10 protein-coding genes are annotated in these 14,971 nt (G+C 40.7%); all 10 read right to left on the bottom strand.

The genetic code is table 11. The annotated features are described in order from the left end of the window. Nucleotides 1-9: 9 nt before the first annotated feature. Nucleotides 10-654, bottom strand: a complete 645-nt coding sequence (gene serB / locus NMM25_RS02165) for a phosphoserine phosphatase SerB (protein ID WP_254735799.1) — start codon at nt 652-654, stop codon at nt 10-12. A gap of 58 nt (nt 655-712) precedes the next feature. Further along, nucleotides 713-2,146: a glycogen synthase GlgA gene (gene glgA, locus NMM25_RS02160; protein WP_217970778.1), complete on the bottom strand. Its 1,434-nt coding sequence runs from the start codon at nt 2,144-2,146 to the stop codon at nt 713-715. Beyond that, entirely contained in the window at nt 2,143-3,282 is a 1,140-nt protein-coding gene (gene glgD / locus NMM25_RS02155) for a glucose-1-phosphate adenylyltransferase subunit GlgD (RefSeq protein ID WP_000687048.1), read from the bottom strand. Before glgD ends, glgA begins: the two co-directional genes overlap by 4 nt. Next, entirely contained in the window at nt 3,272-4,414 is a 1,143-nt protein-coding gene (locus NMM25_RS02150; protein WP_049536437.1) for a glucose-1-phosphate adenylyltransferase, read from the bottom strand. Before NMM25_RS02150 ends, glgD begins: the two co-directional genes overlap by 11 nt. A 159-nt stretch (nt 4,415-4,573) precedes the next feature. Beyond that, a complete protein-coding gene (gene glgB, locus NMM25_RS02145) occupies nt 4,574-6,469 on the bottom strand; it encodes a 1,4-alpha-glucan branching protein GlgB (RefSeq protein WP_254735798.1) in 1,896 nt (631 codons plus the stop codon). A gap of 272 nt (nt 6,470-6,741) precedes the next feature. After that, on the bottom strand, nt 6,742-8,166 hold the full coding sequence (locus NMM25_RS02140; protein ID WP_254735797.1) for an NADP-dependent glyceraldehyde-3-phosphate dehydrogenase: 1,425 nt from the start codon (nt 8,164-8,166) through the stop codon (nt 6,742-6,744). A 198-nt stretch (nt 8,167-8,364) separates the two neighbouring features. Next, nucleotides 8,365-10,650, bottom strand: coding sequence for a type I pullulanase (gene pulA / locus NMM25_RS02135; protein ID WP_254735796.1), 2,286 nt, complete (start codon nt 10,648-10,650; stop codon nt 8,365-8,367). Nucleotides 10,651-10,799: 149 nt separating this feature from the next. Further along, the gene (gene ligA / locus NMM25_RS02130; protein ID WP_254735795.1) at nt 10,800-12,758 is read right to left on the bottom strand and encodes an NAD-dependent DNA ligase LigA; all 1,959 of its coding nucleotides are present in this window, start codon (nt 12,756-12,758) and stop codon (nt 10,800-10,802) included. An 89-nt stretch (nt 12,759-12,847) separates the two neighbouring features. Next, nucleotides 12,848-14,026 (bottom strand): MFS transporter, encoded by a 1,179-nt coding sequence (locus NMM25_RS02125; RefSeq protein WP_254735794.1) that lies wholly within the window; start codon nt 14,024-14,026, stop codon nt 12,848-12,850. A gap of 80 nt (nt 14,027-14,106) precedes the next feature. Beyond that, a complete protein-coding gene (locus NMM25_RS02120) occupies nt 14,107-14,970 on the bottom strand; it encodes a MutR family transcriptional regulator (protein WP_254735793.1) in 864 nt (287 codons plus the stop codon). Nucleotide 14,971 lies beyond the last annotated feature (1 nt).

Genomic DNA, 14,971 nt, shown 5'->3' with positions numbered 1-14,971 from the left:
AGTTCCCTCTCATTCTAAGAAATCAATCAAAGGTAGAACTTCCAAAAAATCCCTCGTATCTACATGGCAAGCTATCTCGGATTTTACGACTTCTTTGGCACAAAATGCAATACTACATCCTGCTGTCTTTAACATCAAGAGGTCATTGGCACCATCGCCGATAGCAATCGTTCTTTCTTTGGGAAGTCCTAATTCCTTTCTCCATCTCTTAAGAGTGACTTGTTTTTCTTGACCTGTCACAATTTCACCAACTAGTCGACCTGTTAAAAAACCGTCTTTGACTTCCAACTGGTTGGCAGAGAAATAGGAGATACCAAGGGATTTTGCTAATCTCTCAACTATTGGTGCAAATCCACCAGACACTAGACCGACTAGAATGCCCTTCTTTTGAAGTACGGAGATAAATTCTTGAGCATTCTTGGACAGATGGATGGATTTGAAGACAGTATCAAAGACCGAAACTGGAAGACCTTTTAACAAAGCCACTCTCGCTCGTAAGCTTGTTTCAAAGTCCAGTTCACCTCGCATTGCCTGGCTTGTAATCTGCGATATTTCTTCTTCGCAACCTGCTTCTTTTCCTAAAAGATCAATCACTTCTTCTGCTATCAGGGTGCCGTCAACGTCCATGACACACAAGCCTTTTACTTGAGACATAAGCTTTCCTTTCTAAACAGCCCAAAAATCGTATGAAAGAATCATACGATTTTATCTATTAGTTGACTAAACTATGGTACAAGTCCAGGTAAGATTTGCAGGCTGTATCCCATGAGAAATCGCATTCCATAGCTTGTTTTTGTAGATTTCTCCAAACGTCCGGCTGGTACTTATAAACATCCAAGGCTGTTTGGAAACTCCAGTTAAGCCAGTAAGGTGTTAAATTATCAAAGCTAAATCCAGTTCCAGTTCCTTCTATTGGATTGAAGGATTGAACCGTATCACGCAAGCCACCCACTTCATGAACCAATGGTAGAGTTCCATAGCGCATCGCCATCATTTGAGACAAACCACATGGTTCAAAACGACTTGGCATGAGGAAGAGGTCACAAGCTGCGTAGATTTCTTGAGCAAGCTTGACATCAAAAGTGATATTTGCTGATAGCTTATCAGGATAGACTTGAGCAAACCAAGAGAAGGAATGTTCAAAAGCTGGGTCACCTGTTCCTAAAAGGACTATTTGAACGTCCTCCTGTAAGAAACGATGCAAACTTTCTACAACAACATCAAAACCTTTTTGGCGTGTCAATCGAGAGACAATCCCAACTAGCGGAACATCTGCTCGCACAGGTAACCCAACTCTCTCTTGCAATTTTGCTTTGTTTTGAGCTTTTCCAGACAAATCTTCTTTATTAAAATGATAGTCTAAAAGTGGGTCTGTTTGAGGATTATAAAGATCTGCGTCAATACCATTAACTATACCTGAAACCTTACCTGACTCCATCCGAAGAATCTGGTCCAAACCGCAACCAAACTGACTGGTCATAATCTCGTGCGCATAGCTAGGGGAAACGGTTGAGACACGATCCGCGTAGAGAATACCTGCTTTCATCCAATTGAGACAATCATTCCAGCGAAGGGTGCCATCAGCATAGCGTTCAAACCCAACACCGAACAAATCCCATAACATTCCTTCAGAAAATTGACCTTGGAATTCCAAATTGTGAATGGTTAAAACGGTTCTGATTCCTTGATAAGCTTGAATCCAATGGTACTTTTCTTTTAACAAGAAGGGAATCATGGCTGTGTGGTAATCATGTACATGGAGAAGGTCAGGGATAAAGCCGATGCGTTCCATGGCTTCAAGAGCAGCCAGTTGGAAGAAGGCAAAGCGTTCACCATCGTCAAAATCACCGTACACATGACCACGGAAGAAATAATATTGATTATCAATGAAGTAGAAGGTTACGCCATTCAAAACCGTTTTCTTAATACCACAGTACTGTCTACGCCATCCTACACTAACTTCAAAGTGGAGAACATCCTCTATCTGGTCACCGAACTTAGCTTCTACCATATCATAATAAGGCAAGAAAACTGCAACTTCGTGCCCCGCTTTTACAAGTGATTTGGGAAGTGCACCAATGACATCGCCCAAACCACCTGTTTTTGAAAAGGGTGCTCCTTCTGCTGCTACAAATAAAATTTTCATGAATAAATGTCCTCTGTTACTGTTTCACCCTTCTTAACTACAACTGGATGTTCTGCTGTTCCTCGAATGACAACACCGTCCGCAACTTCAACACCCTTGTCCAAGATAGCATATTCAACTTGGGCACCCTGACCAATCACAACTCGAGGGAATAAAATGCTGTCCTTCACCACACTATCTTTATGAACATAAATGTTACGAGATAGGACTGACTGAACTACTTCACCCTCAATGATACTACCAGAAGCAAACTGAGAACTTCTTACTTTTGAAGTATTCGCATAGTAGGTTGGTTCTTCATTCTTAACTTTTGTATAAATCTTTTGATTTGGTGAGAAAAGAGAGTAGAATTTTTTAGATTCAAGCATATCGATGTTTGCTTGATAATAGGACTGAACAGAATGAATGTTCGCTAAGTAGCCTGTGTATTCGTAAGCAAAAGCTCCTTCTTTTGCAGCTAAATCGCGAAGAACATAGCGTAACTTTTCAGGATATTCTTTCTGAGCCTCTTCTTCAAGTCGTTCAATCAACCAAGGAGTATCCACAACAAAGATATCTGTTGACATGTTGAAGAGTTCATCCGTAGATTTGTTATCAAAGAGTTTGTGCGAACGAACATGGTCTGTTTCATCAATTTCCAAGATAGCATTCACATCTGAAATGTCTTTCTTCGGAAGTTTCTTATATACAACTGTGATCGGACCTTTCGTTGTATTGTGTAGGTGGAAGACTTGATTCAAGTCAATATTCACCAGCACATCACAGTTAATCGAAACTGTTTGGTTTGAACCTGAACGTCTCAAGTAGGTAAGAAGTTGTTGGTAATACTCTTTTCCAACTGTACTGCTTTCAACACGAGTATTATAAATTCCTAGATAGTAGTGACTTAGAAGGGTGGACAAGCCCCACTCACGACCTGAACGGATATGGTCGAATACTGAGCTGATATTATCTTGTTGGAAAATACCAAAGATACTACGAACACCTGCATTTGCAAGACTGGAAAGGGGGAAGTCAATCAAACGGTATTTCCCACCGAAAGGCAAGCTAGCTACCGGACGGTGTTCTGTTAACGTTGACATATCATGAAAACCAACTGTGTTTCCTAAAATGGCTGAATATTTATCAATCTTCATCTGTTGCTACCCCCACTACTTCATTGTATCCTACTACTTGTACTTCGTCAGTTCCGTCAATCTCTACGCCGTCTGCAATAATGGCACCTTCACCAATAATAGCACGAGTAATCTTTGCTCCATGACCAATAATAGCCCCGCTCATGATGACAGAATCAACGACTTCCGCACCTTCACGTACTTGTGCTTCTGTTGAAAGAATCGAACGTTTAACAGTGCCATCTACAAAACAGCCATCCACGACCAATGAATCTTCAACGTGTGCGTGTGCTCCAAAGTAGTTGGGTGGTGAGATCAAGTTTCTTGAGTAAATTTTCCACTGACGATTACGGCTATCCAAGGCATTTTCTGGCGAAATGTATTCCATATTGGCTTCCCAAAGTGACTCAATCGTACCAACGTCTTTCCAGTAGCCATTAAATTCATAAGCATAGACACTTTCACCAGACTCGAGATAGTTAGGGATAACGTTCTTCCCAAAGTCTGACATATCCACATTGCTCTTTTCAGCAGCAACAAGCATATTGCGAAGTCGTTTCCAGTCAAAAATATAAATTCCCATAGAAGCCTTTGTAGACTTAGGTTGCGCAGGTTTTTCTTCGAATTCAACGATACGGTTATTGGCATCTGTATTCATGATACCAAAACGGCTAGCTTCTTTGAGAGGTACGTCTAGGACAGCTACTGTCAAACTGGCATTGTTATCCTTATGGGACTGAAGCATATCATCGTAATCCATCTTGTAGATGTGGTCACCAGAAAGAATCAAAACATACTCAGGATTAACACTGTCGATGTAGTCAATGTTTTGGTAGATAGCGTGACTAGTCCCTTCAAACCAACGGTTTCCTTCGCTGGCTGAATAAGGTTGTAAAATAGAAACGCCTGAACTGATACCATCCAATCCCCAGCTAGAACCATTTCCGATATGGTTATTCAAAGCAAGAGGTTGGTACTGCGTAATCACACCAACATTATGGATTCCAGAGTTTGCACAGTTGGAAAGAGCAAAGTCAATGATACGGTAGCGCCCACCGAATTGCACTGCCGGTTTGGCAATGCTTTGAGTGAGTTTTCCGAGACGAGTTCCTTGCCCACCCGCAAGGATCAAAGCTAGCATTTCATTCTTCATTTTCTACTCCTTTATAAAGTCATATGAACGTTAAAATCGAAAGAAGGTCGGAAGTCAAACTTTTTTATAAAAATAATAGGAAATCCATTTCTCTTGTGTTTCAAGTCCAATACAAGTACATCCGTTTTTAAAATCTAAAAAATTATAATCATCAGCCCATTATTCTTTTTTCTTGGTTGGTTTCAAACGACGCTTGATCTTCCAGATGCTTGCTCCCATGGCAGGCAGGGTAAAGGTCAAAGTCTGCTCATAATCTTTCCATAAGCCTTCTTGAGTCTGAACTGTTTGATTGTGCTCTTTCCACACACCTCCCCATTCTTCTAATTCTGTATTCCAAACTTCTTCGTAAATACCTGCAACAGGTAAACCAATCGTAAAGTCCTTACGTTCAACTGGTGCCATGTTAAAGACACAGACTAACATTTCGTCCTTCTTGCCCTTACGAATAAAGGAAAGGACACTCTGATCTCTATTATCAGCATCGATAATCTCGATACCATCATAACTGGTATCAATTTCCCAAAGACAGCGATGGTCTTTATAGAATTGATTCAGTTGTGAAGTGAAATGCTTCATCTTGGCATTCATCGGATCTTCTAGATTAGACCATTCTAACTGCTCCTCAGACTTCCACTCGAGGAATTGTCCGTACTCACTACCCATGAACAAGAGTTTCTTACCTGGATGACAAATTTGATAAGTGTAGAGATTGCGCAGACCAGCGAACTGATTGTAGCGATCTCCCCACATCTTATGCATCATACTCTTCTTACCATGAACCACTTCATCATGTGAAAAAGGTAGGAGATAGTTTTCATTGAAAACATACATAAAGCTGAAGGTCACAAGATTAAAATCATACTTACGATAAATCGGATCTTCCTCGTAGAAACGGAGAATGTCGTTCATCCAACCCATATTCCATTTATAGTCAAATCCAAGGCCGCCCATTTCTTTCATACCAGTAATCTTTGTCGCTGATGAACTTTCTTCTGCAATCATCATGATGTCTGGATGGTCTAACTTGACAACTGTGTTCAACCGTTGAAGGAAATAATAACCCTCGTAATTAAGGTTTCCACCGTCTTTGTTTGGAGTCCAAGGAGCATTATCATAATCTAGATACAGCATATTGCTCACTGCATCGACCCGAATACCATCTAAGTGGTAAAAATCAATCCAAAATTTAATACTTGAAATCAAGAAAGACTGGACCTCATTTTTCCCGAGGTCAAAATTCAGCGCACCCCAACCATAGTTATGAGCCTTGTTGTGATCTTGGTATTCAAAAGTTGGTGTGCCGTCATAATATGCCAACGCATCATCATTAATAGTGAAATGACCTGGAACCCAGTCTACGATAACACCGATATTATTTATATGACACTCTTCAACGAAATCTTGGAATTCCTCAGGTCTGCCATAGGAATGTTCAAAAGCAAAGTACCCCATAAGCTGATAGCCCCAGCTCAATCCAAGTGGATGAGCCATTAAAGGCATGAACTCAATATGTGTATAGTTCATCTCAACTAAGTATGGAATCAACTCGTCTTTCAGCTGTGAAAAAGTATAGGGACTACCATCTGGATTTCTCTTCCAAGATCCTGCATGGGCCTCGTATATATTAACTGGTCTCTCAAAAAATCCCAAACGTTTGCGACGTGCTAGCCAAAGACCGTCTTTCCATTTCTTTTCACGGATATTGGTCAGAACTGCTCCTGTACCCGGTCTAGCTTCAAAATAAACTGCCAACGGATCAATCTTCATAATCTGGTGACCATTTGCACGCGTGATATGATATTTATAAATCTGACCTTCCTGAGCCTGACTCGTAAAGACTTCCCAAACACCTGCTTCATTACGAACCATAGGAATTTGATTCTCAACCCAATTAGTAAAATCACCAACTAGATGAACTGCTTGTGCATTTGGTGCCCAAACCCTAAAGGTATAGCCAATTTCTCCGTTTTTCTCCTCTCTATGCGCTCCTAAATAATGCTGGAGGTGAAAATTCTCACCTGTAGTAAAGGTTCTTAATGTTTCTTGATTATTCATTCAATCCCCTTTCTTTTGTAAGCGTTTTCTATAATTCTATTATACACTCTTTTAAGATAACTTTCAAGTAATTTACGAAGGAAATCATATTTTTTTATGAAAGCCTTCAAAAAATTTCCTAGCATTTTAAAAAATATATCCAGAAAATAGAATACGAAACAATTTCCATATATTTTTTTAGTATAATACCAGAATATTCGTTTTTTATCAATTTTAAACTGTATTTTTTTGAATACAATAAAATCAGGAAGTCGTTTTCCTGATTTTATAAATTATTTCACATCAAAAACAATGGATTTAACATTTGTCATCGCTTCGATACTGTATTTAATTCCTTGCACTCCTGCACCAGAACCTTTTACACCAAGAAATGGGAAATTATCTGGTCCGCGTTGTGTTTTATTATTAATATGAACGGTTCCCACTTCAAGTTTTTCAGCGATTTCAAACGCCTTCTTAAAGTCATTTGTAAAGACTGAAGATTGAAGACCAAACTCTGATTCATTAGCAATTTCTAGTGCTTCGTTGGCATCTGCAACTCGGATAATTGGGAGAACTGGTCCAAATGGTTCTTCCCAGGCTAATTTCATATCTCTTGTGACATAATCAAAAAGTCCTGGCCAAATGAGATTGTTCTCACGTTTGATTGTGCTGAGCGCTTTGGCACCCTTTTCCTGAGCGTCCTGAATCAATCCCCAGATGAAATCAGCTGAAGCATTGTCAATAACAGGTGTGATATCAGCATTGTCAAATGGATCACCGACAGTTAGCTTAGCAACTTCAGCCTGGAGCAATTCAGCCAATCTGTCTGCTACGCTTTCCACAACCAAAACACGTTTGATAGCGGTACAACGCTGCCCAGAGTAGCTAAAGGCACCACCTACGATCTGCTTAGCTGCATTTTCTAAATCTGCATCTTCTAAGACAATTGCTGCATCTTTCCCACCAAGCTCCAGCATAATCGGGCGCATACCAGCCAAACGACCGATACGCTCACCAATCGGTGTTGAACCTGTAAAGTTAATGAAGTTCACTTCCTTGTGTTCGATGATGTAGTCTCCAATTTCAGAACCACGTCCAGTGATGGTGTTAAAGACACCTGCTGGGATTCCGGCTTCGTCAAATGCTTTAGCCAACAAGAGACCAGAAATAGATCCTTGTGTTGGTGGTTTAAACATAACGACATTTCCTGCAATCAAAGCCGGAGCAATCTTAGATCCAGAAAGGTTGACTGGGTAGTTAAATGGCGCGATAGCTAAAACGACACCAACTGGCTCACGACGAACAACGGCTAGTTTGTTTTTACTTGCGGCTTCAAAACCGCCACCTTCCATTGCTTGTCCAGTGATACGGAGACCTTCCTCGGCAGCAAAACGAATCAATTCTGCTGTACGTACTACTTCTCCAATGGCTGCTTTAATCCCTTTTGCAACCTCTTTAGCAAGAATTGTACCAATTTTTTCTTTATCACGTTCCAAAATGTCTGCTGTCTTATGCAAATAAGCTGCACGCTCAACTGGTGCTAAATCACGCCATGCTGGGAGAGCTGCACGCGCTGCTTTCATAGCCTCATCTACTTCAGCCTGACTCATAGCTGGTACTGTACCTAGCTTTTCCTGATTGATGGGAGAATAGATGGCAATTTCATTCTCTGATGATTTCCATTTTCCATTCACTAAATTCTGATAATTTGTCAAATTCTCTTCCTCCTGAAAATGATTAAACCTTATTTTATCAAATTTTCAGAAAATTACAACCCCTTTTTAGAAAATATTGATATTTTTTTCACAAACTTGATTCTTCAAATTATTTGAAATTTATTTCTATTAGATATTGGTTTTTCAATAAAAATCAAAAAAAGGTCTAGTTTTAACTAAACCTTTTTGCTGCATTTACTATGAAAGTACCTTCAAGACTGCAACGCTGATATCATCAATCACATTAGACTCTTTAGAACGACTATTGGACACCAGCATTTCAAGATTTCCCGCATTTTCAAAGTAGAAGGAAGTTCCCTTGGCATTGAATACCACCAATAAGTGCTCTGATCCACCGTGAATTTCGTAAACAATCCACCCACTATTTTCAGCAGCTGTATGGACAAAGACATGGCGATAAACTTCTTCGTATGTAGGATAAGAGAAAGCACGCGTTTGTGTTTTTAGACGAATAATCTGGCGAATAAAGTCAATGCTCTCTTGTCTCTCATTGATTAAATCCCAGTTGACCTGGTTGACCCTATCCGGAGCATTGTAACTATTCATAGCACGTTCTCTATCTGCCGGAGTTAGCTCGCCATTTTCTCCTGTAGCAAGGAGTTTGGTGCGACCAAATTCTTGTCCCAGCTCTATAAAGGACATCCCTTGCATAAGAATGCTCATCGCTGTTGCAGTCTCAACCTGACGCATAATCTTATCTGAACTGTGATCTGGATGAAGGGTTACTAACAAATCATGCAAATTGTAATTATCATGGGCCTCCACATAGTTAAGAACTTGGTTTGGACTAAGATATGAGCCCAACTCTCGGCTACCAAGAATAGCTTTGGCTACAATCGGTTCTGTAGCTGCACCACTAACAAATCCTGCCTTGATTGAACCATAAACTTCTCCTCCTTTGATGGCATCACGCTGATCATCATTGAAGAATCCAATATTTGGCATCTGGTAGGCATTGTCCTTCTTGGCCTTGTCATAAGGTGCAAGACCGGTCCCCATATCCCAACCTTCTCCATAAGTGATAATACGAGGATCAACTTCATCCAGTGCCCAACGAATTGCCTGCATGGTTCTGATATCGTGAATTCCCATCAAGTCGAAACGGAAACCGTCAATATTGTATTCTTTTACCCAATAAAGGAGTGAGTCAATCATATACTTGCGGTACATTTCGTGTTCGCTTGCGGTTTCATTTCCTACACCTGTGCCGTTTTGGAAGGTTCCATCTGGATTCATACGATAGTAATAATCAGGAACAGTTGTTTGGAAAGGTGCATCAACCGTTGAGAAGGTATGGTTGTAAACGACATCCATAATGACACCGATTCCTGCATCATGATATGCCTGAATCATGGTCTTGAGGTCTCGAATAACCTGTCCAGGATCATCTGAGTTACTAGAGAAACTTGGTTCTGGCGCATTGTAGTTTTGAGGGTCATAGCCCCAGTTATAGGTTACATTTCCATCCTCATCATATTCCTTATGGCGATCAAAGATTGGTTGGAGCTGAACATAATTACAGCCGAGTTCTTTGATATAGTCAAATGCTGTTGCTTGACCATACTGGTTAACCGTTCCAGTCTGGGCAGCCCCAAGGAAGGTTCCACGGAGATGCTCTGCCACTCCAGATGTCGGCGATTTTGTAAAATCACGAATGTGCATCTCACAGATAACGGCTTTACATGTATTTTCCAAACGCCAAGGGGCGTCTGTCCCATGTTTGACTTTAAATCCTTCTACCTGTCTATCTTGCTGAGATAGGATGACAGAACGTTTCCCATCAGGACTTGTAGCGATAGTGTATGGGTCTCGTATCAAGGTCTGGTGGTGCGGAAACCCAATCTGATACTGATAAGCCTTGCCTGCAAGATTTTCATCCAGGTCTACACTCCAAACACCAATGGTATTGTACTTATGACTATATGAATAGCTATTCCCACGCTCAAGATTAAAGGTTTTCCAAATCGGAGCATCGTTGCTGGTATTTTCATAGACAACCACCTGTACAGCTGTAGCTGTAGGAGCCCAGAGTTTAAAGCTTGTCTGGTAGTCAGAGATACTATAACCCAACTCTCCTTGGTATCCCCAATGGTGATCAAAACTTTCACTGTGAAAGGCTTTATCAAAAGCAAACGGGTTTCGATCTTTATAGTAAGGACTAGCAATGGCTGGATTTTCAGAATAATAAACCGTCTCATCACCATCTAAGATCCAAACCTCAGTCAACAGTGGGTAATAGTTAAACCGTAGGAAATAATCTTTTGTCTTTCCATCTATTTCAGCAGAAAAGGTCAAAGTATCGAGCCTTTCTGCACTTGTGACTGTAAAGGAGAATTTTGCTCCAAAATAGTCATTTTCATAATACAAATTTTCTTTAATATCTGCCTGTTTTCTACTGAATGAACAAGCATCATAATCCCCATTCTTTCGGTGAAAATGGATGACTACAGGGTATCTATACATTTCTTTTCCTAATTCCTAATTTTAATTTTTAAGTCATGCTGAAGAATTTAACGGGAATTTCAGCACTATAGAGAATAGTTTTAATAGATATAAAAACACATCATGAGAGATAGTTCCAGACTATCTAACATTTAGTTTTCAACAATTTTTTACAAACTTTCTAGCCAGGCCTCATCTCGAACTTCAATACCAAGTTCTTGTGCTTTTTGGAGCTTGCTTCCTGCATCAGCTCCTACTACGACAAGATTCGTTTTCTTAGAAACACTGCCTGTGACTTTGGCACCCAGACTTTCGAGTTTGCTTTTGGCTTCTGAGCGCGTGAGACGTTCCAATTTTCCTGTTAATACAACTGTCAAACCGGACAAGGCTGCATCTGCTACTACTGTCTGTCCTTTGTAGTCCAGATTGACTCCAGCTTCTTTCAGCTCATCTAAGAGAATTTTAGACCCTTCTGTAGCAAAATAAGTCTGAAGGCTTCGAGCAATCACACGACCCAAGCTTTCAATGCTTGCTACTTCCTCAGGATCAGCTTGGGCTAGATTTTCAATAGAGTAGAAATGTTGGAGCAAGAGTTGGCTAGCCTTGCTTCCGACATGGCGAATTCCCAGACCAAACAAGAGCTTTTCAGCAGAGTTTTCCTTGGATGCTTGAATGGCCTGATACAGTTTAGAAGCAGACTTTTCCTTGACACCTTCTAAAAGGAGGAAATCTTCTTCTTTCAAACGGTAGATATCCGCCACATCCTTGACTAAATTGGCAGCGAAGAGTTTCTCAACTACGGAAGGACCAAGCCCTGTTATATTCATGGCATCTCGAGAGGCAAAGTGAATCAAACCTTCCATGATTTGGGCAGGACAGCGAGGATTGATACAACGAAGAGCCACTTCATCTTCAAAATGAAGCAATTGACTGTCACAACTTGGACAATTAGTCGGAATATCTAGTTTTTCTTCAGAAACACGCTTGGACTCTACCACACGCAAAACAGCAGGAATGATATCTCCAGCCTTGTAGACGATTACCGTATCATCTTTGCGAATATCCTTTTCAGCAATATAATCTACGTTGTGAAGAGTGGCACGGCTAACAGTTGTGCCAGCAAGCTGGACAGGAGTCAGGTTGGCAGTTGGGGTCACAACACCCGTACGGCCAACTGTCCAGTCAACTGAAAGGAGCTGGGCTTCTTTTTCTTCAGCAGGAAATTTATAGGCGACTGCCCACTTGGGCGCTTTAACGGTAAAGCCGAGTTCTTCTTGACCTGCTAGGTCGTTGACTTTGATGACCACTCCATCGATATCGTAAGGCAGTTTCTCCCGTTCTTGTCCTACTTCTTGGATGAAGTCCCATATCTCATCTACACTTTTAGCCAATTTTCGTTTAGGATTAACCACAAAGCCAAGCTGTTCAAGATGCTCTAAGACCTTTTCTTGGCTATCACGAGTAAAAGGGCTGGCTTCTTGATAGAGGAAAGTCGCAAGATTACGCTTGGCTACTACTGCTGTATCCAGCTGACGCAAAGTTCCAGCCGCCGCATTACGAGGATTGGCAAATTCAGACTCTCCATTTTCTTGGCGGGCTTGGTTAACCTGATCAAAGGAAGCGCGTGGCATATAACACTCTCCACGAACGGTGATATCTAGTTCTTCTGGCAAGGTCAAAGGAATGTCCTTGACGCGCTTGAGGTTCTCTGTGATATTTTCACCAACAGAACCATCCCCACGTGTCGCACCGACTACCAAAATTCCCTTTTCATACGTAAGCGAGATAGACAAACCATCGATTTTCAATTCACAGATATAGGTCGGTTGGGGTAATTCCTTTCGCACACGCGCATCAAAAGCTTCTAACTCTTCACGTGAAAAAGCATCCTGCAAACTATAAAGAGGATACTGATGACTGTATTTTTCAAAACCATCTAAAACCTTACCACCAACACGATGGGTCGGACTGTTCTCTAAAACTTGATCTGGATAGGCAGCTTCCAATTCGACCAACTCTCGGTAGAGGCGATCATACTCGCTATCTGAAACCGAGGGATTGTCACTCGTATAGTACTCGGTCGCATAGCGGTTAAGTAAGGCAACTAACTCATTCATTCTTTCATTCATAATCCCATTTTACCACAAAGCAAGCCCTCCTCACAATAGAGAAGGACTGAAAAATGATTCGTAGTGAAATATTTTCTTAAAAAAAGAAATTATAACTCTTTTTTAAAATGACTTCGCACATAAACGAGGGATAAACAAGACAAGATGACAACCCCGCTTCCAATTATCAGAAAAGAAGAGAGATTGACACTTGGTAGCACCGTCATAAAGCCTTTTGCAATCGGCATAAATAGGATGGCTAAGGTAAAAATGGTGCTTAGTACTCTTCCCAAGTATTCCCCCTCAACCTTGGTTTGTACCTGAGTAAAAAAGTGAATATTAAAAATCGTCATAAAAAGTTCACAAACTAAATTTCCAGAAAAGGAAAGAAAAGTTGGTAGTGGTAATCCCATCATAAAAACTCCAACTCCAGTCAAGGCCAATAAAAACAAAAGATTATAAACACTTGCCTTTATTTTGCTAGCTAGAAGAGCTCCGATAATCGAACCAATAGCGCCCATAGTCAAAATAGTTGCATAAGCTCCTTCTACCCCGTATAGTCGATTTGAAAAAGGGAGGAGAAATTCAAAAGCTGCAAAAAAGAAATTAACACTGGAAGCGACTACCAAAAGGAAAAAGATTTCTTGCTGGCGCCAAATATATCGAATCCCTTCTTTCATATCAGCAAAAATATTTTTCCAGCTGAGAGTCCTTTTCACTTGTTCCTGAGCCTCTTTTTTGGGGAGGAAAGCTACTAAGATAAATGCGATGAAAAAACTAATGGCATCTAAAACAAGCGTCATATGGAGACTGGCAAATTGTAAAACGAGAAAAGAAAGTACCGGGGAGCTAATACCGACAACCTGCAAAACGAGCTCTAAGCGAGCATTATAGGTCACAATCTCGTCTTTCTCTACAACCTCAGTTATAATGGCTTTGTTGGCTGTACGAGAAAATGCAAAGGCAACTGCCTGAACAATATTTGCGAAGATCAGAGCAGCAATCATCAAGCTATCATTTCTGATGAAAGAAATAGCTAAACAGAGAATACCACAAATCAAGTCCGTCGTCATCAAAATTTTGCGACGCGAAAAGCGGTCTGAAATCACTCCACCAAAGGGATTGACCAGAATCGATGTGACGAGTTCAGAAATCTGGTAAATCCCAAGAACAGTCTGTCCTATCGTTCCCATCGACGCCAACCAAACACTGTTTCCATAATCATAGAGCATATTTCCTATCTTATTAATAGCACCACGACTAATCAACTGGATTGCATGTCGATTCATATAAAAAGCTCCTCTCAAATTTTGAAACTATTGTATCAAAACTGAAAGGAGTCTCTTTATTTTTCCCTTATTTGGGAAATTTAAGCATTTACAAATTTTTCATAATGTTCCTGATAGTAAGCCACTTGCTCTGGAAGTCCAAGCACATCAAAAATATGCATAGCCTCCTGCATCTGACTACACCCCTCTTCTTTCAAGTCTCTCTGGTAGAGGGCGAAACCTTTGAGGTAATGGAAGATATTGCGCTCATAAAGCTTGATACCATTTCCAATCAACTTCTCTACATAGCCCTCAAAATAGTCCGCATCCGTAAAGGAACGGTTTTCCAAACAATGCTGGTAACAGTTAAGAGCTAAAATCAAAACAAGTTTTCGATGACGACCAATTTCCTTGTAGTAGTGTTCCCTCTCCATGACTTCTCTGCCAATCCGAGCCACATAGTCCACATTGTAGAAAGTATAGAGATTACCGAAAAGAATCAACTCATACATAGTCCATTCTTCTGTTTGAAAAAGATAATCTGCTACCTTTTCCAAATCACTCTGACTCATCGTGTAACGAGCATCTCTTTGACAAATCAGTCCTTGTAGCAGAATCCAATTCAGCTCAAAATAGAGGGGATTGGTCGAACTCTTCGCTTTCTCAAGCTGTTCCTTTTGAAGCTTTTGAAAACCTGCAATATCATTTGAGTAGTAAAGCGGAATAATCTGTGCCATTAAGGCAACATGTTCATGATTTTGAAAATCTCTAGCCTTGTCCATGAAATTTTCAATAGTCACATGAATATTGTCCAAAATCTCAAAGAAACGAGAAACTGCTAGATCAGACTCCCCAAGCTCGAAGCGAGATAACTGAGAGGTCGAGCAAGAATCGCCCGCTGCTTCCTTTAAAGAGTAGTTCCCACTGGTTCGAAATTCACGAAATACTTTTCCAAGATGTTCCATC

Source organism: Streptococcus sp. CF10-1, from assembly GCF_024295825.1.
GTDB lineage: Bacteria > Bacillota > Bacilli > Lactobacillales > Streptococcaceae > Streptococcus.
This window is presented reverse-complemented; position numbering and strand designations above follow the sequence as displayed.

Excerpts from the sequence above, each read along its gene's own strand:
- serB (WP_254735799.1), bottom strand. The coding sequence starts at position 654 with ATGTCTCAAGTAAAAGGCTTGTGTGTCATGGACGTTGACGGCACCCTG.
- glgA (WP_217970778.1), bottom strand. The coding sequence starts at position 2,146 with ATGAAAATTTTATTTGTAGCAGCAGAAGGAGCACCCTTTTCAAAAACA.
- glgD (WP_000687048.1), bottom strand. The coding sequence starts at position 3,282 with ATGAAGATTGATAAATATTCAGCCATTTTAGGAAACACAGTTGGTTTT.
- NMM25_RS02150 (WP_049536437.1), bottom strand. The coding sequence starts at position 4,414 with ATGAAGAATGAAATGCTAGCTTTGATCCTTGCGGGTGGGCAAGGAACT.
- glgB (WP_254735798.1), bottom strand. The coding sequence starts at position 6,469 with ATGAATAATCAAGAAACATTAAGAACCTTTACTACAGGTGAGAATTTT.
- pulA (WP_254735796.1), bottom strand. The coding sequence starts at position 10,650 with ATGTATAGATACCCTGTAGTCATCCATTTTCACCGAAAGAATGGGGAT.
- ligA (WP_254735795.1), bottom strand. The coding sequence starts at position 12,758 with ATGAATGAAAGAATGAATGAGTTAGTTGCCTTACTTAACCGCTATGCG.
- NMM25_RS02125 (WP_254735794.1), bottom strand. The coding sequence starts at position 14,026 with ATGAATCGACATGCAATCCAGTTGATTAGTCGTGGTGCTATTAATAAG.
- NMM25_RS02120 (WP_254735793.1), bottom strand. The coding sequence starts at position 14,970 with ATGGAACATCTTGGAAAAGTATTTCGTGAATTTCGAACCAGTGGGAAC.